21 protein-coding genes are annotated in these 23,458 nt (G+C 62.9%); 1 reads left to right on the top strand and 20 read right to left on the bottom strand.

Annotated elements, in window-relative coordinates; genetic code table 11:
* Positions 1 to 167: 167 nt before the first annotated feature.
* The 6 genes from prsT to RUGAMON1_RS22975 form a co-directional block, all read right to left on the bottom strand.
* Positions 168 to 2,957, bottom strand: coding sequence for an XrtA/PEP-CTERM system TPR-repeat protein PrsT (gene prsT, locus RUGAMON1_RS23000; RefSeq protein WP_445232724.1), 2,790 nt, complete (start codon positions 2,955 to 2,957; stop codon positions 168 to 170).
* Between the two features lie 70 nt (positions 2,958 to 3,027).
* Complete coding sequence (locus RUGAMON1_RS22995) at positions 3,028 to 4,068, bottom strand: MerR family transcriptional regulator (RefSeq protein WP_445232723.1); 1,041 nt, start codon at positions 4,066 to 4,068, stop codon at positions 3,028 to 3,030.
* 29 nt (positions 4,069 to 4,097) lie between these two features.
* Positions 4,098 to 4,967 carry an acetyl-CoA carboxylase, carboxyltransferase subunit beta gene (gene accD, locus RUGAMON1_RS22990; RefSeq protein WP_445232722.1) on the bottom strand — a complete coding sequence of 290 codons (870 nt, stop codon included), beginning with the start codon at positions 4,965 to 4,967 and terminating at the stop codon, positions 4,098 to 4,100.
* Positions 4,968 to 5,045: 78 nt separating this feature from the next.
* The gene (locus RUGAMON1_RS22985; protein ID WP_445232721.1) at positions 5,046 to 5,951 is read right to left on the bottom strand and encodes a DNA-3-methyladenine glycosylase family protein; all 906 of its coding nucleotides are present in this window, start codon (positions 5,949 to 5,951) and stop codon (positions 5,046 to 5,048) included.
* Positions 5,948 to 6,838: a DMT family transporter gene (locus RUGAMON1_RS22980; protein ID WP_445232720.1), complete on the bottom strand. Its 891-nt coding sequence runs from the start codon at positions 6,836 to 6,838 to the stop codon at positions 5,948 to 5,950. The genes RUGAMON1_RS22985 and RUGAMON1_RS22980 overlap by 4 nt, the downstream gene beginning before the upstream one ends.
* A 138-nt stretch (positions 6,839 to 6,976) precedes the next feature.
* A complete protein-coding gene (locus tag RUGAMON1_RS22975) occupies positions 6,977 to 7,999 on the bottom strand; it encodes an XdhC family protein (protein ID WP_445232719.1) in 1,023 nt (340 codons plus the stop codon).
* Between the two features lie 43 nt (positions 8,000 to 8,042).
* Between RUGAMON1_RS22975 and RUGAMON1_RS22970 the strand changes: the two genes are divergently transcribed.
* Positions 8,043 to 8,174 (top strand): hypothetical protein, encoded by a 132-nt coding sequence (locus tag RUGAMON1_RS22970; RefSeq protein WP_256367505.1) that lies wholly within the window; start codon positions 8,043 to 8,045, stop codon positions 8,172 to 8,174.
* A 102-nt stretch (positions 8,175 to 8,276) separates the two neighbouring features.
* On the opposite strand, the gene RUGAMON1_RS22965 is transcribed toward RUGAMON1_RS22970, so the two are convergent.
* From RUGAMON1_RS22965 to RUGAMON1_RS22900, 14 genes are all read right to left on the bottom strand, one after another.
* Complete coding sequence (locus RUGAMON1_RS22965; protein ID WP_445232718.1) at positions 8,277 to 8,672, bottom strand: surface-adhesin E family protein; 396 nt, start codon at positions 8,670 to 8,672, stop codon at positions 8,277 to 8,279.
* A gap of 15 nt (positions 8,673 to 8,687) precedes the next feature.
* A complete protein-coding gene (locus RUGAMON1_RS22960; RefSeq protein WP_445232717.1) occupies positions 8,688 to 9,788 on the bottom strand; it encodes a M48 family metalloprotease in 1,101 nt (366 codons plus the stop codon).
* Positions 9,789 to 9,810: 22 nt separating this feature from the next.
* A complete protein-coding gene (gene dut / locus RUGAMON1_RS22955; protein WP_445232716.1) occupies positions 9,811 to 10,260 on the bottom strand; it encodes a dUTP diphosphatase in 450 nt (149 codons plus the stop codon).
* Between the two features lie 15 nt (positions 10,261 to 10,275).
* Positions 10,276 to 11,499: a bifunctional phosphopantothenoylcysteine decarboxylase/phosphopantothenate--cysteine ligase CoaBC gene (gene coaBC / locus RUGAMON1_RS22950; protein WP_445232825.1), complete on the bottom strand. Its 1,224-nt coding sequence runs from the start codon at positions 11,497 to 11,499 to the stop codon at positions 10,276 to 10,278.
* A gap of 26 nt (positions 11,500 to 11,525) precedes the next feature.
* Positions 11,526 to 12,029 (bottom strand): signal peptidase II, encoded by a 504-nt coding sequence (lspA, locus tag RUGAMON1_RS22945; protein ID WP_445232715.1) that lies wholly within the window; start codon positions 12,027 to 12,029, stop codon positions 11,526 to 11,528.
* 63 nt (positions 12,030 to 12,092) lie between these two features.
* Complete coding sequence (gene ileS, locus RUGAMON1_RS22940; protein ID WP_445232714.1) at positions 12,093 to 14,960, bottom strand: isoleucine--tRNA ligase; 2,868 nt, start codon at positions 14,958 to 14,960, stop codon at positions 12,093 to 12,095.
* Positions 14,961 to 15,025: 65 nt separating this feature from the next.
* The gene (locus RUGAMON1_RS22935) at positions 15,026 to 15,997 is read right to left on the bottom strand and encodes a bifunctional riboflavin kinase/FAD synthetase (protein WP_445232713.1); all 972 of its coding nucleotides are present in this window, start codon (positions 15,995 to 15,997) and stop codon (positions 15,026 to 15,028) included.
* Positions 15,998 to 16,190: 193 nt separating this feature from the next.
* On the bottom strand, positions 16,191 to 17,414 hold the full coding sequence (locus RUGAMON1_RS22930) for a tetratricopeptide repeat protein (protein WP_445232712.1): 1,224 nt from the start codon (positions 17,412 to 17,414) through the stop codon (positions 16,191 to 16,193).
* 71 nt (positions 17,415 to 17,485) lie between these two features.
* A complete protein-coding gene (locus RUGAMON1_RS22925) occupies positions 17,486 to 17,914 on the bottom strand; it encodes an ExbD/TolR family protein (protein ID WP_445232711.1) in 429 nt (142 codons plus the stop codon).
* 59 nt (positions 17,915 to 17,973) lie between these two features.
* On the bottom strand, positions 17,974 to 18,402 hold the full coding sequence (locus tag RUGAMON1_RS22920) for an ExbD/TolR family protein (protein WP_116990444.1): 429 nt from the start codon (positions 18,400 to 18,402) through the stop codon (positions 17,974 to 17,976).
* A gap of 6 nt (positions 18,403 to 18,408) precedes the next feature.
* Positions 18,409 to 19,314, bottom strand: coding sequence for a MotA/TolQ/ExbB proton channel family protein (locus tag RUGAMON1_RS22915; RefSeq protein WP_218087933.1), 906 nt, complete (start codon positions 19,312 to 19,314; stop codon positions 18,409 to 18,411).
* Between the two features lie 86 nt (positions 19,315 to 19,400).
* A complete protein-coding gene (locus RUGAMON1_RS22910; RefSeq protein WP_116990442.1) occupies positions 19,401 to 20,060 on the bottom strand; it encodes an energy transducer TonB in 660 nt (219 codons plus the stop codon).
* 506 nt (positions 20,061 to 20,566) lie between these two features.
* The gene (locus RUGAMON1_RS22905; protein WP_445232710.1) at positions 20,567 to 22,120 is read right to left on the bottom strand and encodes a SpoVR family protein; all 1,554 of its coding nucleotides are present in this window, start codon (positions 22,118 to 22,120) and stop codon (positions 20,567 to 20,569) included.
* Between the two features lie 12 nt (positions 22,121 to 22,132).
* Complete coding sequence (locus RUGAMON1_RS22900; protein ID WP_445232709.1) at positions 22,133 to 23,401, bottom strand: YeaH/YhbH family protein; 1,269 nt, start codon at positions 23,399 to 23,401, stop codon at positions 22,133 to 22,135.
* Positions 23,402 to 23,458: the final 57 nt, after the last annotated feature.

Raw genomic sequence — 23,458 nt, 5'->3', positions numbered from 1 at the left:
TACCTTGCCGACCAGTTGGAGTCAGTCGGCTACCCACTACTAAGCAAATGCCAAGCCATGCTTGAAGGTCCTTCCAAGTGATTGTTTTTAAAGTATTTTTTAAAAATATCCCGGCGCGATGAGAAAGCATGTAAAGAAAATCGACAGTCTTGCGACGCGGCTCACGCCTACAAGGACTCCAGCATCGCCTTCACCTCGGCGCGTTGCGGGAAGTCTTTGTTAGCGGCCAGCAGTTGTTCGAACTGGCGCCGCGCGGCGCGTTTGTCGCCGGACTTCATCAGCGCCATGCCGAGGTGGTAGCCGATGTCGGGCACGTCTGGCGTCAGGGTCTTGGCTTGTTGCAGCAAGGGCAGGGCGCGGCCCGTTTCGCCTTTCTCCAGCAGGATCCAGCCCAGGGTATCGAGGACGCCGGAATTGGCGCCGGCCAGCTGGTAAGCCCGTTCGGCGGTCGCCAGGGCGCGTTGGTCCTTGTCCTGCTGGTAGGCCCAGGCCAGGTTGTTGAGCGCCACGGCATTTTTCGGGTCTTGCCGGACAATGGCCTCGAATGAGCTGATCGCCGGCTTGTATCGCCCTGCCGCCAGATCGGCACTGGCCTGGTAGAACCGGAAGACGGGTTCGCTTGGGTGTTGTTGCAGCCACTGGGCGGCATGCAGGCTCGCTTCCCTGGTTTTGCCCGCCAGCAGCAGGGCCTGGTGGATCTTGATCGCCAGCGGCGGCACCTGGCTCATCTTGAATGCCCGCTCGTAGGCGCGCAGCGCCTCTTGCGGTTTGTGCTGGGCCATCCAGATATCGCCCTCCAGCGTCAGCCCCGCCGGCAGCTCGGGCCGCTGGCGTTGCACGGTTTGAGCGGTGGCCAGCGCTTCCGCGTAGTTTTTGCCATCCACCAGCAAGGTCGTCGCCAGGACCTGGGCTTCGAACCAGTCTTCCTTCAAGCGCAGGGCTTTCTTGACTGAATCGAGGGCGCCGTCATTGTCCTTGAGCGCGACCTGGGCATAGGCGATGCGCAGTTGCACCGCGGCCGACGCCGGTTGCGATGCGGCCAGCTTGGTATAGTTTTCCAGCGCGGCTTCCTGGTTGCCGTTCGCAGCCTGGACCTGCGCCAGCAGCGCCAGCGCGTCGGGATCGGCGGGATGGCTGGTCTGGATGGCCTGCGCCAGCTTCAGCGATTTTTCCCTGGCGCCGGTGCGCAGGTAAAGCGTCGCCAACTGCAAGGCCGGGGTCAAGGCCTCGGGATGGTCGGTGGTGGCGCGTTCCAGCCAGCGTAACGCTTCCGCCGTGTTATTTTGTGTCAGGGCCAGTTTGGCCAGGCTAGTCGCCAGGCCGACGTTTTTCTTGTCCTTGGCGAGCGCCGCTTCGTAACGCTGACGCGCCCGTTCGGGTTTTTTCTCCATCAGGTCCATTTGTGCCAGATTGTCGAGGGCCGGCAGGTAGGCCGGGTCCAGCGCCAGCGCCTGTTCGAAGCCGGCGCGCGCGCCGGCCAGGTCGTGCTTGGACAGCAGGATGCCGCCTTTGAGGTTTTGCACCAGGGGATTTTTGCCGTCTTTTTTCTCCATGGCCGCCACCGCCAGCAGCGCCTTGTCGTATTCCTGGTTGCGCAAGTGGGTCATCGCCAGCAGGATGCCGGCCTTGCCGTTCTTGTCATCCAGGGAGGTCGCCTGTTCCAGTTCCGCCACCGCGCGCGCCGATTCGCCGGCGCCCAGCCGGCTCAGCCCCAGCGAGGTATGCAAGCTGGCGGTCTGCGGCGCCAGGTCGCTGGCTGCCTGGAAATATTCCGCCGCCTTGGCGAAATGCCGGCCCTGTATCTGCGCCTGTCCCGCCAGGGCCAGCAGTTCCACGTCCTTGGGATACGCGTCCAACACCGGCTCCAGTACGGCGATGGCGTCGTCGGTCTTGCCGCTCTTCAAAAGGATGCCGGCCAGGCGCTTGCTGGCGTAGGCATGGTGCGGATTTGCGTCGAGAAATTTGCGCAGCGTGAGCTCGGCTTCCAGATACGAGCCCATGGCCATTTGCACCGACCCCATCAGGAGCAAGCTAGGCATGTGATCGGGTAACACCCTCAAGATCAGTTGCAGCGAATCGCGCGCCGCCGGATATTTCGCCTCCTGGAAGTCGAGCAAGGCCTGGGTGTAGATCACCTGCAGGCTGTTGGACGAGATCTTGCGGGCGGCGTCGATTTCGGAGCGGGCTTCCGCCAGTTTTTTGTCCTGGATCAGCAGGGTGGCGCTATCGATATGGGCTTGCGCATTGTTGGGCTGGAGGGTCAGGATTTGCTTGTACGCCTGCTGGGCCGCCGCGGTTTTTCCTTGCATGCGCAACAGGTCGCCCTTGAAACGCAGGCACTCGATATTGCCGGGATGCTTGGCCAGCGCGCGTTCGATGTGCTGCGAGGCGAGGTCCAGGCGCTGCGCAAAGGCGGCGATTTTTGCCTGGCCCAGCATGGCTTCCGCCAGGTCCGGTTTTTTCGCCAGCAGATCGTCGAACAGCAGCTGGGCCTGCGCCGTGTCGCCCAGGCCCAGGTAGGCGTTGGCGCGCAGCACCAGCAGCTCGGTCTGGTGCGGACTGGACGGGTCGGGTTTGACTTCGTCGAGCAGTTTCTGGAATTGCCCTTGCATCAGCATGATCTTGCCGAGGCGGGGCATGATTTCCGCCGCGCCGATGCCCAGCGTCTGGGCCTTGCGCACTTCTTTTTCGGCCGATGCGACGTCGCCCGCTTCGATGTAGACCTCGCCCAGCAGCAGGCGGGCGGGCGCGTTGTCGGGCGCTTTTTGCAGCGCATTTTTCAGCTCGATGATGGCAGCCCTGGTTTCGCCCTTGGCGCGATATTGCCGGGCATCAGCCATCAAGCTGTCGGTGTCGCGCCCGCCGTTGCAGGCGCCAAGCGTCAGCGTCAGCAGCATCAGCGCCAGGCGCGGCAGGCGACGACGCCGGCCGGTCGAATTTTTGCTGAATCGTATCATTGAGGTCTCCGGGACGTGGGGGCACCTCCGCGATCTTAGGGCGCAATAAGGACCTCGGCCTTACGCTTGATCAAGCCAGCGTGGCGTAGGCGGTCCTGATGTAGTCGAGCATGGCCGGGGTGATCCAGGTGCCGCTCAGCAGCGCGGGTTCCTGCTCGTGCGCGGCGCGGATCTTGGCCAGCGTGGCCGGGTCGCCGCCGATCTGCGCCAGGTAAAGCGTCATCCACCGCCGCGCCAGCGCCTGCGCCGACGGCGCATCGTGGGCGGTGCCGTCTTCCAGGTGCCGATGCACCTCCGCGATCAGCGTCATCCACTCGTACTGGTTGTTGCCGCTGTTTGCGCGCATGGTGCGCATTTCGTCGGCGTTGAGATAGCGCGCGTAGATGGCCAGCTTGCGCGCGCCCAGCGCCGCCAGCACATATTCCTTCATCGCCGGCGTGATGCGGCTTTGCTGCCGCACCGTGACTTCCTGGTCCAGCATGGCGGTGAGGCGCAGCGCGAACCCGGGGTTGGCGTTGGTGTCGTGTTGCAGTATCTGCATCCAGCGCTCGGCCAGCTCGCCCGCGCGTGCGTCATCCGGCGGCGCGCCTTGCGCCATCAGCTCTTCGAGCCGGCCCACCAGCGCGGCCCAAGCGGCGTGGCTGCGCGCGTGGTGCTGCCAGAAGGGCAGGCGCTTCAACTCCTCGCGGGTGAAATATTTGTCGTACAGGTCCATCTTCTCCAGCGTTTCCAGCCAGTCGGACAAATCGGGACTGCCGCCGCTGCCGAGGACGTGCTGCAGCTGCATCAGTTGTTCGCGCAGCGCCGCCGCCTGTTCGATTTGTTTGCCCAGCGCGGCGATCTGCTGCGCGACGATGTCGGCAAACGGCGCGTCCGGGCTGGCCAGGAAGGTGGCGATGTCGGCCAGCGACATGCCGAAGCGCCGCAGCGTCTGGATCTGATGCAGGCGCGCGACGTCGTCGCGGTTGTACAGGCGGTAGCCGGAATCGGCGCGGGCCGACGGCGTCAACAGGCCGATGCTGTCGTAGTGGTGCAGCGCGCGCACCGTCAGGCCGGAGCGCGCGGCCAGTTCGCCGATCTTCAGGACCGTGCTGTCGCGATGTTCTTTCATGCGCGACAGTGTACGACAGGCGCGCCGCCTCAGGCCAGCGCGTCCTTCGGCAGCTTCAGCAGCAAGGCCAGCAGCGAGGCCAGTTCGGCGCGCATCTCGCGGCGGTCGACGATCATGTCGATGGCGCCGCGTTCGAGCAGGAACTCCGGCCGCTGATAGCCCTCCGGCAGCGTCACGCCCAGCGTGCTCTTGATGACGCGCGCGCCGGTGAAGGCGATCAGCGCCTTCGGCTCGGCGAGCACCAGGTCGCCCAGGAAGCAGAACGAGGCCGAGATGCCGCCCGAGGTGGGATCGGTCAGCACCGACACGAAGGGCAGCTTCCTCTCCGCCAGTTTGGCCAGCATGGCGGTGGTCTTCGCCATCTGCATCAGCGACAGCAGGCCTTCCTGCATGCGCGCGCCGCCGCTGGCGGTAATGCAGATGAAGGGCACATGCTGGTCGATCGCCGTCTGCACGCCGCGGACAAAGCGTTCGCCGACCACCGATCCCATCGAACCACCCATGAAATCGAACTCGAAGCAGGCCACCACCACCGGCACCGACAGGATGGCGCCGCTGATGACGATCATGGCGTCGGTTTCGCCGGTGGCTTCCATCGCCGCCGTCAGGCGTTCGGTATAGCTCTTGCTGCCCTTGAACTTGAGCGTGTCGACCGGCAGTACTTCCTGGCCGATTTCGTGCCGGCCGCCGGCATCGAGCAGCGCGTCCAGGCGGGTGCGGGCGCGGATGCGCATATGGTGGCTGCATTTGGGGCAGACATGCAGGTTGGCTTCGAGGTCGGCGCGGTACAGCACCGCCTCGCAGGCGGCGCATTTGATCCACAGCCCTGCGGGAATCGACTGGCGCTGTTCGGCGCCGCGCTTGATGCGCGGCGGGAGGAGTTTTTCGATCCAGCTCATTGCATGCTCCTTGACGGTAATGCACGCAGCGTAAAGCCTGACGTCGCGTCAGGCTCAAGCAAAACTTACTCGCGGTTTTTACGCTTGGTCGCGTGGATGCAGGCTGGCCCACAGATGGGCGGCGGCCATGGTGCGGTGAGGGCTGTATAGCGCCAGGATTTTTTCGGTGCGCGGCATGTCAGGCTTGGACTCTTCTCCCAGCAGGTGCTGCAGCGCCGCGCGGATCGCGACGTCGCCGTGCAGCGAACAGTCGGCGTAGCCGTAGCCGCGCAGCAGACCATAGTTGACGGTCCACGGACCGATGCCTTTGACCGCCAGCAGCGCCGCCGACACCTGTTCGATACTGTTCGACGGCGACAGCTCCAGCGGCAGTTCGCCGCCGGCGACCATGCCGGCCAGGCGCAGCAGCGTCTCCGCCTTCGCGCGCGAGAATTTGCGGCTGGTCAGGTCGTCGATCTGCAGCCGGGCCGCGTCTTCGGCGGCGGGGTAGCACCACAAGCCGCTGCTGTGCTGACGGCCGGCCTGCAGGATGAAGGTGCGGCGCAGCGCAATCGCGAACGACAGGTTGATCTGCTGGCCGATGATGGCCCAGGTCAGCGCCTCGAACACGGTGGCCGATTGCACGATGCGCAGGCCGGGTTGCGCGCGCGTCAGCGGCCCGAACATCTTGTCCCCGGCGGCGAAGGCGCTGAACGGCTCGGGATCGATGCGCAGGCCGAGGATGCTGAGCGCCGCCTCGCTCACCTGCTGCTGCGCGGCCCTGGACAGCTGGCCGTCGGCATGCACGGTGCAGCTGGCGCTGGTGGGCGCGGCGGCGTGGTCGGGCACGATCTCCAGCACCACCGGCACGCCGGCGATCAACATGCCCTTGCGCAGGCGCTCGGGGCTGACTTCCTCGGCCACGCTTTCGGCGTCGCGGCTGTGGAAGGCCAGTACATCGTGCAGCCGGTAGTTGGCCGGCAGCGGCAGGGTGTAGGGCTTCACGCCGGCTTGGCCTTGTTCAGGAAGCCGAAGCCGGGACGGAAGCCCGTCACCAGCGCGGTGCCGGTGATGACGATGGCGGCGCCGACGAAGGTGTACCAGCCGACGCTCTCGCCGAGGAACAGCATGCCCCACAGGATGCCGAACAGGGGGCTGAGGAAGGTCACCGTCAGCGCCGACGACGGTCCGACGTCCTGGATCAAGCGGAAGTAGATCAGGTAAGCCACGCCGCTGCACAACACGCCCAGGGCCAGCACCGCGCCCATGATGCCGATGGTCGGCTCGCCAGGCGCCGGGAAGAACGGCAGCGCCGGCAGCACCAGCAGCGTCGACGCCCACATCGAACCGTGCGCGTTGGAGAACGGCTCGACCGCCTTGGCCTGCTTGGCGTAGTTGCTGGCGATGCCGTAGTTGAAGGAGGCGAACAGCACCGCCGCGATGGCGATGCCGGCGCCCGGCTTGGTGGTCACATGGTCGAAGCCGACCAGCAGCGCCACGCCGCAGGCGCCCAGCAGCAGGCCCAGCATCACCTTGGCGCTGACCATGTGACGGGTCCAGATGGCGGCGATCAGCGTGCCCCACAGCGGCGTGGTGGCGTTCAGTACCGCCAGCAGGGAGGCCGACAGCGTGCGCGCGGCGAAGGCGAACATCAGGAACGGCAGCGCGGAATTAAACAGGCCGAGGATCAGGTAGTGCTTCCAGTTCTGGCGCAGGTTCAGCGGCTTTTTCAGCACCAGCGCGATCACCGCCAGGAACAGTGACGCAAACAGCACGCGGTACTCGATCAGCACGGCGGCGCCCAGCACCGGCGCGGCGATGCGCATGAACAGGAAGGAGCCGCCCCAGATGGCGGCGAGGAAGATCAGGCGTAACAGGTTGGCGGTGCTCATGCGGATTCCAGTCGGTGTATGGTTGCGCTATTGTCCGGCATCGGCAGGCGGCAAGCTAGCCGGTTCTTGCTTTTGAAACCCGCACCGCAAAAGCCGGGGTCGGACCCCGTACGGGGTCCGACCCCTTCGGGTGTGGGGTTACGTCGCGCCGATGTCCACCGCGCAGACGTTCTCGCCGGGGGCGGTTGGCGTGGCGGCGTGCGGGATCAGCATCGCGGTCGGCACGCCGTTCTTAATCGCGGTCATTTCGGCCAGGATGGAGATGGCGATCTCGGAAGGCGTCTTGCTGCCGATGTACAGGCCGATCGGCCCGTGCAGGCGCGCCAGCTGTTCCGGCGTCAGGTCGAATTCCAACAGCCGTTCGCGGCGCTTGCCGTTGTTCAGGCGCGAGCCGATGGCGCCGACGTAGAACGCGTCCGACTTCAACGCCTCCATCAGCGCCAGGTCGTCCAGCTTGGGATCGTGGGTCAGCGCGACGACGGCGCTGCGGCGGTCCAGCTGCATGGCCAGCACGATATCGTCCGGCATGTCGTGCACCAGCTGCACGCCGTCGACCTGCCAGCCGGCGCGGTACTCCTCGCGCGGGTCGCAGACGATGACGTGGTAGTCCATGGCGGTGGCGATCTGGGCCAGGAAGCGCGACAGCTGGCCGGCGCCGATGATCAGCAGCCGCCAGCGCGGGCCGTGCAGGCTGACCATGGCGCGCTCGCTGACCTGCATCTGCGCGCCCGGTGCGGCCTTGGACAGTTCGACCTCGCCGCTGTGCAGGTCGAGCCGGCGCTGCACCAGTTCATGCCGTTCCAGCCGCTCCAGCAGCTCGGCCACGCGGCTGCGCGCCGACAGCGGCTCGATCGCCAGCTCGATGGTGCCGCCGCAGGGCAGGCCGAAACGGTGGGCCTCGTCGGCGGTGATGCCGTAGCTGACGATCTCCGGCACGGTGCGGCGTATGCCTTCGTCGCGCACGCGGGCGATCAGGTCGTCCTCGATGCAGCCGCCGGAGACGGAGCCGATCACCGTGCCATCCTCGCAGATGGCCAGCGTGGCGCCGATCGGACGGGGACTGGAGCCCCAGGTCTTGATGACGGTGATCAGTTCGCAGCGGCGCCCGGCGGCGATCCAGGCGGCGCTGGTTTTGAGTACTTCGAGGTCGATGCTGTCCATGGATGGAATATACTACGGCTCTCTAAAGCTTGCAGGAACTGCCATGACCACTCCCAAGGAAGACGACGGCTCGCCTAAATTCGGCCGCCTGCTGATCGTGCTGATACTCGCCGTGCTGCTGTGCGCGGGCCTGACCTGGCTTATGGGGAACGTGTTCCCTAACTTCCCGAACTAAGTTGTTTCAAAAAGACCGCAGCGTCGTTGTGGCGCCTCGCCGTGCATTCGCACTGTCTTCGGCGCCACGCCTAGCTGCGCTCATTTTGAAACAACTTAAAATTCAGGGTTTGCACACCACGGCCAGCGCGTTGTCGAACGGGCTGTCCGGCACGATGTCTTCCGGGTTGAACTTCTCGTATTTGTAGTTTTCGACCGGTTCGCCCTTGCCCATGGCTTCGGGGTAGAACACCTGCGACAGCAGCACGGTGGTGCGGTCTTCGCAGGAATACAGGTGCAGCGCCTTGACCGAGCGGTAAGGCTTGCCCTCTGGCGTGGTTTGCGGCTTGCCGAAGCTGCGCATCGACCAGACCTTGCGCGTCTTGTCGGCCTTGATGATGCTGGCCTTGTCGATGTAGAACACGCCGGCGCCGTCGCCCTTGACCTTGGCCCACTGCGCCGCCTGGGCCCAGCTACACATCAGTATCAAGATGATTGCTAACAGGCCCGGCTTGTTCATGGCGGTCTCTCAGAGTTACGGCACCAGTGGCTTCTTGGCCGCCTGCTTGCCCTTGATCTCGGCGATGGTCTTGTCGATCACCGACAGGCGATAGTTTACGGCGGGGTGGTTGGCAGTATACCCGTTTAACACGGTGGCGGGATATTGGCCCGCCATGCGCTGCCAGAAGGCGTGCGCGTGGTCCAGGCTGTAGCCGGCGCGGGCCACCATGTACAGCGACAGGTAGTCGGCCGCCGCGTCGAGTTCCTGCGGCATGGGCTTGACGCCGGCGGTGCCGATCAACATCGTCAGGTCGGGCCGTACCGAGACCAGGTTGTCGATGATGCTGCCGACCGTGTAGGCCGAACGGGTGGTGGCCGCGTGGCCCAGCACATTGTGGGCGATGTCCTTGGCCAGCACGTAGGCGATGGCTTCGTCGCTCTGCGCGAAGTTGACCATGCCGCGCGTGATCAGCACGCGCTGGCCGTCGGAGTAGGCGTTGATATTGTCCGAGTTGCCGATGTCGATCTTGAAGGCGCAGGCGCGCGTGACCGGCACGTTGAGCGCCTGGTTGCGGCCATCGCGGGCGACGATCAGGTTGAGCGACTGGTGGCCGGAAACCAGCGGGCCGAGGATGCCGGCGGCCTGGGTTTCGGCGTTCTGGCCGGTCGGCAGGGTCTTGCCCTCGGCGGCGACCAGGCCGTCGCCCTTGCGCAGGCCGGCGCGCGCGCCGCCGCTGCCGGCCAGCACGCTGGCCACTTCCAGGCGGTCGCCGTAGTTCAGCACCGCCTGCGCGGCGTCGACGAATTCGCCGGTGTAGGAGTATTTGTTCTTGGCGGTGAAGCCGAGCAGGTTGCGCGCCTGCGTGCGGCACAGGTCCGCGTTGTTGATCAACAGCGGGCCGGCGATGCGGTACAGGCGGTCCTGCAGGGCCACCATCTGGCTCAGGGAATCGCGCGCGGCCGCCATCTTGGCGGTGACCACCGGCGCTTCTTCATGGATGACGCGGGCCACCACCGGTTCGGCCGGCGCGGGCGCCGGCTTGGATTGGAAGGTCGAGCAGGCCGACAGCAGCGATGCCGCCGCCAACAGGGACAATGAGGCGAAATGATTGATCTTGTTTGTCTGCTGGACCATCCAGGGTCTCCGTCTGTTTTTGTTAGTGTTTGCCGGTGCTGCCAAAGCCGCCTTCACCGCGCTCGCTGTCGCCGAATTCTTCGACCACGTTGAAGCCCACCTGCAGTACCGGTACGATGATCAGCTGCGCCAGGCGTTCCATCGGGTTCAGCGTGAAGGCGCCGTGGCCGCGGTTCCAGGTCGAGATCATCAGCTGGCCCTGGTAGTCGGAGTCGATCAAGCCTACCAGATTCCCCAGCACGATGCCGTTTTTGTGGCCCATGCCGCTGCGCGGCAGGATCATGGCGGCGTAGCCCGGATCGGCGACGTGGATCGCCAGGCCGGTTGGAATCAGGACGGTCTGTCCGGCTTCGATGACCATCGGCGCGTCGATGCAGGCGCGCAGATCGAGGCCGGCGGAACCCGGGGTGGCGTAGGCCGGCATCTGGTCTTTCATGCGCGGGTCGAGGATTTTGACGTCGATGTTTTTCATTGAATTACTTCTTAATTATTTGGCGAAAAGCGAATGCTGGGAGATCCGTTTCGAGATCTCGGAAATCAGTTGGCGCGCCAGCGTCAGTTTGTCGGCGCGCGGCAGTATGGTGTGGCCGTTTTCATCGAACAGGATGATGGTGTTGTCGTCCTGGCCGAAGGTGTGGTGGCCGATATTCCCTACTAGCAGGGGGATGCCTTTTTTCTCGCGCTTGTCGGCGCCGAACTGCACCAGGTTTTCCGATTCGGCGGCGAAGCCCACGCAGTACGGATGGCCGGCCAGCGTGGTGCGCGCGGCGACGCTGGCGAGGATGTCCGGGTTCTGTTCGAACTTCAGGTCCGGCACTGAGCCGTCCGGGTTCTTCTTCAGTTTCTGCTCGCTGGCGTTGGACACGCGCCAGTCGGCCACCGCCGCCACCGCGATGAAGATGTGCTGGTGGTCGACATTGGCCATCACCGCGTCGTGCATCTGCAGCGCGCTCTGGACGTTGATGCGCTGCACGCCGAACGGCGCCGGCAGCGCCGTCGGGCCGGACACCAGGATCACTTCGGCGCCGGCTTCGCGCGCGGCGCGCGCCACGGCGTAACCCATCTTGCCCGAGGACAGATTGGTGATGCCGCGCACCGGGTCGATCGGCTCGAAGGTCGGACCGGCGGTGATCAGGATGCGCTTGCCCGCCAGGACCTTGGGCTGGAACGAGGCCACCAGCTCCTCAAGCAGCTGCGCCGGTTCCAGCATGCGGCCCATGCCGACTTCACCGCATGCCTGGTCGCCGGCGGCGGGGCCGAAGATGACGATGCCGTCGTCGCGCAGCTGCTGCGCGTTGCGCTGGGTGGCGGGGTTCTGCCACATCTCCACGTTCATGGCCGGCGCCACCAGCAGCGGCACCAGGCGCGGACGCGCCAGGCACATGGTCGACAGCAGGTCGTCGCAGACGCCGTGCGCCAGCTTGTACATGAAGTCCGCCGAGCAGGGCGCGACCAGGATGGCGTCGGCGTCACGGGTGACGTCGATGTGGGCCATATTGTTCTCGACGCGCGGATCCCACTGGCTGCTGAACACCTTGTTGCCCGACAGCGCCTGCATGGTGACGGCGGTGATGAAGTGGGTGGCGGCGTCGGTCATCACCACCTGCACCGAGGCGCCCGCCTTGGTCAGCGCGCGGCACAGTTCCGCCGCCTTGTAGCAGGCCACGCCGCCGGACAGGCCGAGGACGATCTTTTTACCGGTCAATTCCATCATGCTGTGCTCCAGTTAGCGCGGGGTTACTTGTTCACCCGGCGCAGCTCATCGAGGATGAACAACGCCGCGCCGATGCAGATGGCCGAGTCGGCGATGTTAAACGCCGGGAAGTGGCCGAATCCGCTCCAGTGGAAATCGAGGAAGTCGACCACGTGGCCGTACAGTATCCGGTCGATGACATTGCCGATGGCGCCGCCCAGGATCAGCGACAGCGCCCACGAAAACATGCGCTGGCTGCCGTGCTTTTTCAGCAGCACGATGATCCAGGCCGCCGCGCCCAGCGCGATGGCGGTGAAGAAGTAGCGCTGCCAACCGCCGCCGTTCTGCAGGAAGCTGAACGCCGCGCCCTTGTTATAGGCCAGCACCAGGTTGAAGAAGGAGGTGATGACTTTCTCTTCACCGAGCTGGAAGGTCTTGGTGATGGTGATCTTGGACAGCTGGTCGAACAGGATGACGATGGCGGCAATGCCCAGCCATGGCGTCAGGCTGGCCGAGGATTTGGTCGGAAAGATTTTTTTGGTGGCCATAAAATTTCAGGTTGGTTCGTGGCGACGGCGCCGCCGCTCCCGGTGGGAGCGGCGGCCCTCATATTAAGCGAACTTGCGTTTTTCGCCCGCACCGAACAGGTTGCTGTGGCAACGGCCGCACAGGGTCGGATGGTCCGCATGCGAACCGACGTCGGCGCGGTAGTGCCAGCAACGCTCGCACTTGGCGGCGGTGGATGCCGCCACTTCGACCGCTTCGTCCGCTTCGCTCGCCACCTGCACCGCTTTGGCGGCCGAGGTGATGAAGACGTACTTCAGGTCGTCGTCCAGGCTGGCCAGCAGCTGGTACTTGTCGCCGGCGGCCTTGATGGTCAGTTCCGCCTGCAGCGAGGAGCCGATCGCGCCCGAGGTGCGCACGTCTTCCAGCTGCTTGGTGACGTCGGTGCGGACCGCGCGCAGGGCCGTGTACTTGGTCAGCAGCGCGGCGGCGTCGGCCGCTTCCGGCAGCTTCCACCAGGTTTGCGTGAAGATGGTTTCGTCGCTGGCCTTGTAGGCTTCGGCGCCGGCGAAGATCGCCCACGCTTCTTCCGCCGTGAACGACAGCGCCGGCGCCATCACGCGCAGCAGGCTTTGCGTGATGTGCCACAGCGCGGTCTGCGCCGAGCGGCGCGCGGGCGAGGTGACGGCGGTGGTGTACAAACGGTCCTTCAGCACGTCCAGGTAGAAGCCGCCCAGGTCTTCCGAGCAGAAGTTCTGCAGCTTGGAGTAGATCGGCTGGAACTCATACTGCATGTAGTGCTCGGCGATTTCCGCCTGCAGGGCCGCCATGTTGGCGACGGCGTAGCGGTCGATCTCCAGCATGTCGTCGATCGCCACCGCGTCCTTGGCGGCGTCGAAGTCCGACAGGTTGGCCAGCAGGAAGCGCAGCGTGTTGCGGATGCGGCGATAGGCTTCGGTGACGCGCTTGAGGATCTCGTCGGAGATCGACAGTTCGCCGGTGTAGTCGGTGGTGGCGACCCACAGGCGCAGCATGTCGGCGCCCAGCTTGTTCCAGACGTCCTGCGGGGCGATGGTGTTGCCGATCGACTTGGACATCTTCTTGCCTTCGCCGTCGACCACGAAGCCGTGGGTCAGGAGCGCTTTGTACGGCGGCGCGCCGTTCAGCATCGAGGAGGTCAGCAGCGAGGAGTGGAACCAGCCGCGGTGCTGGTCCGAACCTTCCAGATACAGGTCGGCAGGGAAGGCCGACTGCTCCTTGTGCGAGCCGCGCAGCACGGTCTGGTGGGTCGAGCCGGAATCGAACCAGACGTCCAGCGTGTCCTTGTTCTTTTCGTAGCTTGCCGCTTCGTCGCCGATCAGGTCTTTCAGGTCCAGCGCCAGCCAGGCGTCGATGCCGCTCTTTTCGATCAGCTTGGCCACTTGCTCCAGCAGTTCCGGGGTGCGCGGATGCAGCGCGCCGGTTTCCTTGTGGACCACGAAGGCCATCGGCACGCCCCACTGGCGTTGACGCGACAGGGTCCAGTCGGGACGGTTGGCGATCATGCCGTGCAGGCGCGCCTTGCCCCAGTCCGGGAAGAACTTGGTCTCGTCGATGCCTTTGAGCGCGGTCTGGCGCAGCGTCGGGCCGCCGTCTTTCGGGTGCGAGTCCATGCCGGCGAACCACTGCGAGGTGGCGCGGTAGATGATCGGCGACTTGTGGCGCCAGCAGTGCATGTAGCTGTGGTCGAACATCTTCACTTCGAACAGCGCGCCCACTTCCTTCAGCGCGTTGCAGATCGGCTTGGAGGCTTCCCAGATGGTCATGCCGCCGAACAGCGGCAAGGTGGAGGCGAATTTGCCGTCGCTCATCACCGGGGTCAGGATGTTCTCGTCCTTCATGCCATGCGCGCGGCAGGAGATAAAGTCGTCCAGGCCGTAGGCTGGCGCCGAGTGGACCACGCCGGTGCCGCTTTCGGTGGTCACGTATTCGGCCAGGTACATCGGCGACAGGCGGTCGAAGAAGGCGTCCGACGCGTGCAGCGGGTGGCGGAAGCTGATGCCGGCCAGCGCCGCGCCGTTGCAGGTGGCGACGGTGGTGCCTTCGAGCTTGTAGCGCGCCAGGCAGGCTTCGACCTGGTCCTGCGCCAGGATCAGCAGCAAAGGCTGGCCGTCACGTTCGGTCTGCACCAGCGAGTAGATCACTTCGGCGTTGACGTTCAGCGCCTGGTTGGACGGGATGGTCCACGGGGTGGTGGTCCAGATGACGATGAAGCCGTTCTCGGTCGGCAGCTTGTCCAGGCTGAAGGCGGTGGCCAGCTTGTCGAATTCGGCGAACTTGAAGCCGACGTCGATGGCCGGGTCGCGCTTGTCCTGGTATTCCACTTCCGCTTCCGCCAGGGCGGACTGGCAGTCGAAGCACCAGTTGACCGGCTTCAGGCCGCGGTAGACATAGCCTTTTTCCAGCAGCTGGCCGAGGGCGCGCAGTTCGTCGGCCTCGTTCGAGTAGTTCATGGTCAGGTAAGGGTTCTGCCATTCGCCCAGCACGCCCAGGCGGATGAAGTCCTTGCGCTGGCGGTCGACCTGCTCCAGCGCGTAGGCGCGGGCCTTGGTCAGCACTTCGGCGGTCGGCAGGTTCTTGCCGTACTGTTTTTCGATCTGGATCTCGATCGGCATGCCGTGGCAATCCCAGCCAGGTACATAAGGCGCGTCGTAGCCGGCCAGGCCGCGGGCCTTGACCACCATGTCCTTGAGGATCTTGTTGACGGCGTGGCCGATGTGGATGTCGCCGTTGGCGTACGGAGGACCGTCGTGCAGGATGAATTTAGGACGGCCGGCGGCGGCCTTGCGCACGCGTTCGTAGATCTTCTTGTCTTGCCATTCCTTGACCCAGTTCGGCTCGCGCTTGGCCATATCGCCGCGCATCGGGAACGGGGTTTCGGTCATGTTGACCGGGTATTTACTTTCGGGCTTTTTTGCAGATTTGTTATCGGACATGGTTATCTTCAGTGATTTTTATTCGGGAAATTCTGTGTAGCCGGCGCGCGTAGCTGGTCGCGCGGTTAAATTCGGTCGGTGGCCGTGGTGGCGCCGTCGCGCTCTTTGAAGTACTCGCGGGCGATGGTGGCATCGCGCTCGATGGCGGCGGTCAGTGTCGGCAGGTCGATGTACTTTTCCTCGTCGCGGATCTTGTGCAGGAATTCGACGCGAACCTGCGCGCCGTAGACCGATGCGTTCAGTCCAAATACATGCACTTCCAGCAGTACGCGGCCGCTGTCGTCGACGGTGGGGCGCACGCCCAGGCTGGCGACGGCGGGCAGCGGCTGCCCGGCCAGGCCGTGCACCTGCACGATGAAGATGCCGGACAGCGCGGGGCGGTGCGGCACGCGCAGGTTCAGCGTCGGAAAGCCCAGCGTGCGGCCCAGTTTCTGGCCGTGGATCACGTGGCCGGAGATGGCGTAGGGATGGCCCAGCAGCGCCTCGGCGTGCACGAAGTCGCCCTCGGCCAGCGCGGCGCGCACGGCGGAGGAGGAGATGCGGTTGCTGCCGTTCATCACGGTCGGCAGGGTCTCGACGTGGAAGCCGTAGTGCCGGCCCGCTTCCAGCAGCATCTGGACGTTGCCGGCGCGGCGGGCGCCGTAGCAGAAGTCGTCGCCGACCATCAGCCATTTGACGTGCAGGCCTTCGACCAGCACTTTTTCGGTGAATTCCTGCGGGCTCAGAGCGGCGAACGGCGCCGAGAAGTGCTCGACGATGACGCGGTCGATGCCGTTGTCGGACAGCGATTGCAGCTTGTCGCGCAGGTTGGCGATGCGCGGCGGCGCCTTCGACAGGTCGCCGGCCTTTTGCGCGAAGAATTCGCGCGGATGCGGTTCGAAGGTCATCACGGCAGCTTCCAGCCCGAGGCCGGTGGCGGCGGCGCGCACGCGGCCCAGCAATGCCTGGTGGCCGAGGTGGACACCGTCAAAGTTGCCTATCGTGAGCGCGCAGGGCGCGCGCGCCGCTGCATTGGGTAGACCTCGAAATACCTTCATGGGAATCTGGGGGGAAACTGTCGCTAAATGGAGGATTATACGGTTTGTTTGCGGTAGCCGACAGTTAACCCGCAAAGCGGCCGGCGCTGGGGTCTGACCCCGGACGGGGCCAGACCCCGCCTTACCGGGTTTCGGGCATAAAAAAAGCGCTGCCGGCGGGGCCGGGCAGCGCTTTTTCGCAGCAACTCCCGAATTACATCGGGTGGTTGATGTTCAGCGTCCAGTAGCGGGCCAGTTCGGCGGTGCCGTCCTTGCCCTTGACCGTTTTCAGGGTGGCCAGCGCGGCAGGCTTCTTGCCGGCGATGGACTGGGCGATACCTTGGTGCAGCTTGACGGCGTCAGGATTTTTCGCGGTGCCCAGCTTCACGGCCTGGTCCAGCAGCGCCAGGCCCTTGTCGGCCTTGCCTTGGGAAACCAGCGCGTAGCCCATATTGGCCAGCGCGTCGGCGTCCTTGTTCTTGACGGCTTCCGCTTCCAGCGCGGCTTGCTTGGTGTCGAACTCGGCCTGGGTCTTGGCGGCCAGGTCTTTCAGGCGCTGATGGCGGGCGGCGTCGGCGCCGGTGCCCAGCGCGCCTTTTTTGTAGCCCTGGTCGATGATCTTGATCGCCTCGGCAGGGTTACCGGCTTGCAGCGCCAGCTGGGACATTTCCATGTACTCGCCCGGCTTGCTCAGCAGGCCGTTGGCCAGGCGCAGGCGCAGCACGTCCAGCGACAGCGACGACGAGAAGCCAGGCTTGCCGGACACGCGGTTCAGCAGGTCGGCCCAGTAGCTGGTCTTGGGATAGGAACCGGCCAGTTTTTCCAGGGTCTGGACGTAGCCTTCCTTGTCGTTCTGCTTCAGCTGGATATTGGCCAACATTTGCAGCGACGCTTCCGAACCGGCTTTCGACGATTGCAGTTCCTTGGCCGCTTCCGAGTATTTGCCGCTGATGTAGTAGGTCTGGATCAGCAGTTCATGCATCTGGCCGTCGCTAGGATTGTCTTTCAGCGCGCGCTGGATCCAGGTGATGGCTTTTGGATAGTCCTTGGCGCGGTAGTAGATGCCGGCCAGGGCCTGGGTGAATTTCGGTTGTTCGGCAGGCGACAGCTTGCCGGAGTTGATCACGGCTTCGAAGGCCTTGGCGGCGGCGTCGTTATCGCCAGCGGCAGCTGCGGCCGAAGCGCGGGTGCGTTCGATCAGATAGGATTCGTGGGGCGATTTGCCACCGACAGCATCGGCTTCCTTGAGTTTGGCCAGTGCTTCTTTGTTCTTGCCTGCCGCAGCCAGTTTCTGTGCTTCTTGCAATGGTTTGCCGATTTCAGCGCGCACCGCGTCGGCTGCGTAGGCAACCGAGGAAAGACCTGCCAGAGGAGCTGCTGCTGTGAAACCAATAGCGGCCATTACCAGGCCGAGATGAGCGAGACGAAACTTGGTCATGGGTAAGTTTTCTTTCTTCAAAATGCGAAATAGGCAGGAACGGTCCTGCCTATCGTTGAACATAGAACTGATTATTGGAACTGCTCGTTGCCGACCAGGCCAATCTTGGTCACGCCCAGACGTTGGGCCGCAGCCATCACGCCTGCCACGACTTTGTACGATACCAGCTTGTTCGGACGCAGATGCACTTCCGGCTGGTCAGCTTGCGCTGCGACATCGGTCAGTTTCGCTTCCAGGGAACCGCGGTCGGGAACGACAGCGTTATCCCACAGAATCGTACCGTCGAAGTCGACGTCAATCGTGATCACCACAGGTTCCTTGACAGGCGGAGGCGGGGTGCCGACCGGCATGTTCAGGTTGACCGAGTGGTTGGCCTTCGGAATCGTAATGATCATCATGATAATCAGCACCAGCATCACGTCGATGAGGGGCGTCATGTTCATTTCCATCATTGGTTCCGGATCCGCGCCACCGCTTGGGGAGCCGACATTCATACTCATGGTGTTTCCTTTTAAGAAGGGCAGGCCCAGACTGCGGGCCTGCGATGCACTAGAGGGGATTAACCCTTATCAGGCGGTTCGGTGATGAAGCCGACCTTCTGAATACCAGCGCGCTGGGTAGTGTAAATAACCTTGCCGATCGCTTCGTAGCGAGTTTCTTGGTCGCCACGTACGTGTACTTCCGGCTGAGGCAATTTGACCGCTTCCACCTTCAGATTGTCGAACAACTCATTCGCGTCGCGCATCTTCCGCTGATTCCAGTAAATGTCGCCATCCTTGCTTACAACGATGTTGACATCTTCCGGCTTGGTCTGAATAACCTGGTTGGCTTCTTCTGGCAGCTTGATCTTGATCAGCTTCAGAACAACCGGGCTCGTGATCAGGAAGATAATCAGCAGAACCAACATGATGTCCACCAGGGGCGTCGTGTTGATTTCTGACATGACTTGATCTTCGTCTCCGCTATCGGAGCCTACGGACATCGACATGATTAATTATCCAATCTTTTTAGCGCCGGCGGCACGGCCAGCTTCGCTGGTGGACATAGCGCCCGAGATCAGTACCGAGTGCACGTCGGCGGAGAACGAACGGACGTCTTCCATTGCGGCCTTGTTACGACGCACCAGCCAGTTGTAACCCAGAACGGCAGGAACCGCAACGAACAGACCGAAAGCGGTCATGATCAGCGCTTCACCCACTGGACCTGCAACTTTGTCGATCGATGCGTTACCCGACATGCCGATGGCGATCAGTGCATTGTAAATACCCCAAACGGTACCGAACAGACCGATGAACGGTGCGGTCGAACCAACGGTTGCCAGGAACGACAGGCCGTCTTGCAGACGCGATTGAACTTTGTCAACAGCGCGCTGGATCGACATGGTCACCCAGGTCGACAGGTCGATCTGTTCCAGCAGGGCGCCGTCGTGGTGCACGGTGGCCTTGGTGCCGGTTTCAGCGATGAAGCGGAATGGCGAGCCGTCTTTCAGGGCTGCCGAACCAGCAGCGATCGACGATGCTTTCCAGAACTTGGCCGAGGTTTCTTTCGACTGCTTGAAGATTTTCATCTGGTCGATCAGTTTGGTGATGATGATGTACCACGAACCCATGGACATCAGCGACAGGATGATCAGGGTGCCGCGGGAAACGAAACCACCGTTCCAGACAGCTTCGAAGCCGTAAGGATTGTCCACTTCTTCTTTGCCGCCCTTGGCAGCTGGAGCTTCTGCTGCTGGTGCAGGTGCGGCTGCCGCATCCGCTGCTGGAGCGGCTGCTGGTGCCGAAGCGGCGGCCGAGGCTGGCGCGTCAGCGAAAGCTGGGGCGCTTACCAGGGCGGTGGCTGCGGTCACGGAAAACAGCACAGCGGCCAGTACAGCGGACAAACGGGTATTCTTAAACATGCTTCCTCCAAATTGATAAAATAATCAGATCGCTGAACGTAATGACAACGAAAATTACTAAGTGAGACTAAACTGCCGCCTCGGTTTTACTCCAGCGTCCAGACGTATTGCATCTGCATCCACGCTTCCGTCGGTTTCCCGTCGGTCAGACCCGGTTTGAATCGGCATTTGCCGATACCGTTAACCGCGGCCTTGTCCAAGTCCCTAAAACCACTGGATTTGACGATCTTGGAATCGGCAACGTGACCGTCGACCCCAATCAAGAACGATAACGTGACCGTACCGGTTTCTTCGTTACGCAGGGAGGATTTTGGCCACTCCGGTTTCGCGCAGGTGCTGAAGTCAGCTACAGCAGCTACGTTTACCGATTTAGCCGGTCCCGGTGGCGCTGCCGGTGGTGCTGGTGGCGCTTTTTGCAGTTCGTTCGTCGCAGGCTTGACGTTGGTCGCATTCGCGATCGTGTTTTGCGGCGGCGGTGGCTGCTGCACATTCACCTCGACTGGCGGGATGAATGGCGGTGGTGGCGCTTTCATCTCTGGCGGAGGTGGTGGCGGTGGGAGTTCTTTCGGTGGAGGAGGTTTGACCTCCTCAATGATCTTGGTCTCCACTGGTGCGATCATCTTGCTCACCAGACGTTTACCCAAGCCCGTCACGATCCCATAAGCAACCAGGAGGTGCAACAAAACGACAATGGTAATGCCTGTAAAGTTCTTCCCGGTGCTTTTCTCGTTGTGCGTGAAATTCATGCCTGCTTTCTCCAATACCAACTCTTTTTGTTGCTACTAAACCCCAAAATGGCGACACAAAACAACAGCCGCATCCGGGACGTCGGCGAATTATACATACGAATTCTTGATTTTACATAGAATTTTCATCCCTAAAACCGGTTAAATTTCATAGGGTTTTCCTATGTGATAGCGCTCTCTTTGCACCGTTCTAGCTCAATTTGCAAGCTTCTCCGGCGCAATTTTGGGGCGGAACGCACCACGACATTACTTAGTTTTCCCTTAAGCCCAAAAACGGAATATTATGCACGTAATTTTACTACGAACAATTGATAATTTGGCCGCAAAAGTTTCTTTCGTGAAATTCTTGCGGGAAACACCTAGCCGGCCGGTGACGAAAGCTGTTGACTTCCGCCCTGCGGCATGCCTTTTCTAAAAAAACCGGGGCCAGAGCTGCTCCTCTGACCCCGATTCATCCCTTGCAAGAGCCATGCCCGAGTTCGGCAAAAGCCCTATATATATGTCAGTCAGCTTCCGCGCGCCCGCTTCTCCCGTTTGACCTCCAGCGAACTGACGATTTCGCCGTTCGGCCCCACGGTTTCCAGGTGCACGTCGAAACCCCACAGCCGCGCCACATGCTTGAGCACCTCGCCGGCCTGCTGGTTCAGCGGCCGCCGCTGGAACTGCGTATGCCGCAGGGTCAGCGCGCGGTCGTCGCGGGTGTTGACCGACCACACCTGGATGTTCGGTTCACGATTGCCCAGGTTGTACTGCTCGGCCAACTGCTGGCGGACGTAGCGGTAGCCAAGATCGTCGTGTATGGCGGAGATTGCCAGCTTTTCGTTATTGTCGTCGTCCAGTACAGCAAAGAAATGAAATTCGCGGATCAGCTTGGGCGACAGGTACTGGGCGATGAAGCTTTCGTCCTTGAAGTTGCGCATCGCGAAGTCCAGCGTCTTGCGCCAGTCGCTGCCGGCGATGTCCGGGAACCATTCGCGGTCCTCGTCGGTCGGATGCTCGCAGATGCGGCGGATGTCGGTCATCATCGCGAAACCCAGCGCGTACGGATTGATGCCGCTGTAGTACGGGCTGTTGACCGGCGGCTGGTACACCACGTTGGTATGGCTCTTCAAGAACTCCATCATGAAGCCGTCGCCGACCACGCCCTCGTCGTACAACTGGTTGAGGATGGTGTAGTGCCAGAAGGTGGCCCAGCCCTCGTTCATCACCTGGGTCTGGCGCTGCGGGTAGAAGTACTGCGAAATCTTGCGCACGATGCGCACCATCTCGCGCTGCCACGGCTCCAGCAGCGGCGCGTACTTCTCGATGAAGTACAGCAGGTTCTCTTCCGGCTCGGGCGGGAAGCGGGGCGCGGCCTTTTCCTCTTCCTCCTCCTCGCGCCGGGGCAGGGTGCGCCACAGGTCGTTGATCTGCGACTGCACATAGGCTTCGCGCTCCTTCTGCCGCGCGCGCTCTTCCATCATCGACAGCTTGGCCGGCCGCTTGTAGCGGTCGACGCCGTAGTTCTGGATCGCGTGGCAGGAATCGAGCAGCAGCTCGACCGCGTCGATGCCGTGGCGCTGCTCGCACTCGGCGATGTAGTTCTTGGCGAACACCATGTAGTCGACGATGGCGTCGGCGTCGGTCCAGGTGCGGAACAGGTAGTTCCCCTTGAAGAAGGAGTTGTGGCCGTACGCGGCGTGCGCGATCACCAGCGCCTGCATGGTCAGGCTGTTCTCCTCCATCAGGTAGGCGATGCAGGGATTGGAGTTGATGACGATCTCGTAGGCCAGGCCCATCTGGCCGCGCTTGTAGCCTTTTTCGGTCGACAGGAAATGCTTGCCGAACGACCAGTGGTTGTACGACACCGGCATGCCGACCGAGGTGTAGGCGTCCATCATCTGCTCGGCGGTGATGATCTCCAGTTGATTCGGATACGTATCGAGCCCGAAGGCCTCGGCGACGCGGCGGATTTCCTGATGGGCCTGCTCGATCAGTTCAAACGTCCACTCGGACTGTTCGGGCAGGGCGCGCGGATGGCGCGGCTTCTTGGGGGCGGGGGCATGCGTCATATCGTTCATGATGTGGGCTGCCTATTTAGGCTGTTTCTTGAACAGTTCACGGAACACCGGATAGATGTCGGCCGGCGTGACTATTTTCTGCATGGCGAAATGCGCATGATGGTCCGGGATCTGCGAGTATTGCTCCCACAGGTTTTGCGGCGGGCCGTCGGTGATCTCGACGTAGGTGTAGTACTGCACCTTGGGCATGATGGTGTTGACCAGCAGCTGGCGGCACAGCACCGAATCGTTGTCCCAGTTGTCGCCGTCGGAAGCCTGGGCGACGTAGCTGTTCCAGCTGCCGGCGCCGTAGCGTTCGTCGATGATCTTGTCCAGCAGGTGCAGCGCCGACGACACCACGGTGCCGCCCGACTCGCGCGAGTGGAAGAATTCCTCCTCGTTGACCTCGGCCGCGGCCGTGTGGTGGCGGATGAACACCACCTCGATCTTGTCGTACACGCGCTTGAGGAACAGGTACAGCAGGATGAAGAAGCGCTTGGCGGTGTCCTTGCGGGTTTCGTCCATCGAGCCGGAGACGTCCATGATGCAGAACATCACCGCCTGCGTCATCGGCTTGGGCACCTTGACGCGGTTGCTGTAGCGCAGGTCGAACGGGTCGATGAAGGGGATGGCCAGCAGCCGCGTGTGCAGATGGTGGATCAGCTTTTTCAGCTCCACAACGCGCGGCGCGTCCAGCGGCGCGCCTTCCAGCAGCAGTTCCTCCAGCTCGCGCTCGGCTTCGATGACGCGCTTGCGGGAGTTGCCGCCGACCGCGATGCGCCGTCCCAATGCGCCGCGCAGCGAACGCAGCACATGGATGTTGGACGGCGTGCCCGACATATTGTAGCCGGCGCGCTGGTTCTTGAATTCGGTGGTGGCGGTCAGCTGGGTCTTGACCAGGTTGGGCAGCTCCAGGTCTTCGAAGAAGTAGTTCATGAATTCTTCGCGCGACAGCTCGAAGATGAAATCGTCCTCGGTCATCTGGTCGCTATTGCCGGCCTTGCCGCGGCCGGCCCCGCCGCCGCCCTTGGGACGATTGATCAGGTCGCCCTTGAGGTATTCCTGGTTGCCGGGGTTGATGGTTTCCCACACGCCGCCATGGGCGTGGCCGAACGAGGGCTCGCCCACGTCCTTGACCGGGATCGATACTTTTTCGCCATTCTCAATGTCGGTGATGGAGCGGCCTTTGATGGCACGTCCCACCGCGTCCTTGATCTGGGCCTTGTAGCGCCGCAAGAAGCGCTCGCGGTTGACCGCAGACTTGTTCTTGCCCTGCAAACGTCGGTCGATGAGGTAAGTCAAAAGATGCCTCCTGCTGCTATTTATACCCGCACGGCCTGGCGGGGTCAGACCCCTCGG

The organism is Duganella rhizosphaerae (assembly GCF_040364205.1).
GTDB classification, from domain to species: Bacteria; Pseudomonadota; Gammaproteobacteria; order Burkholderiales; family Burkholderiaceae_D; genus Rugamonas; species Rugamonas rhizosphaerae.
This window is presented reverse-complemented; position numbering and strand designations above follow the sequence as displayed.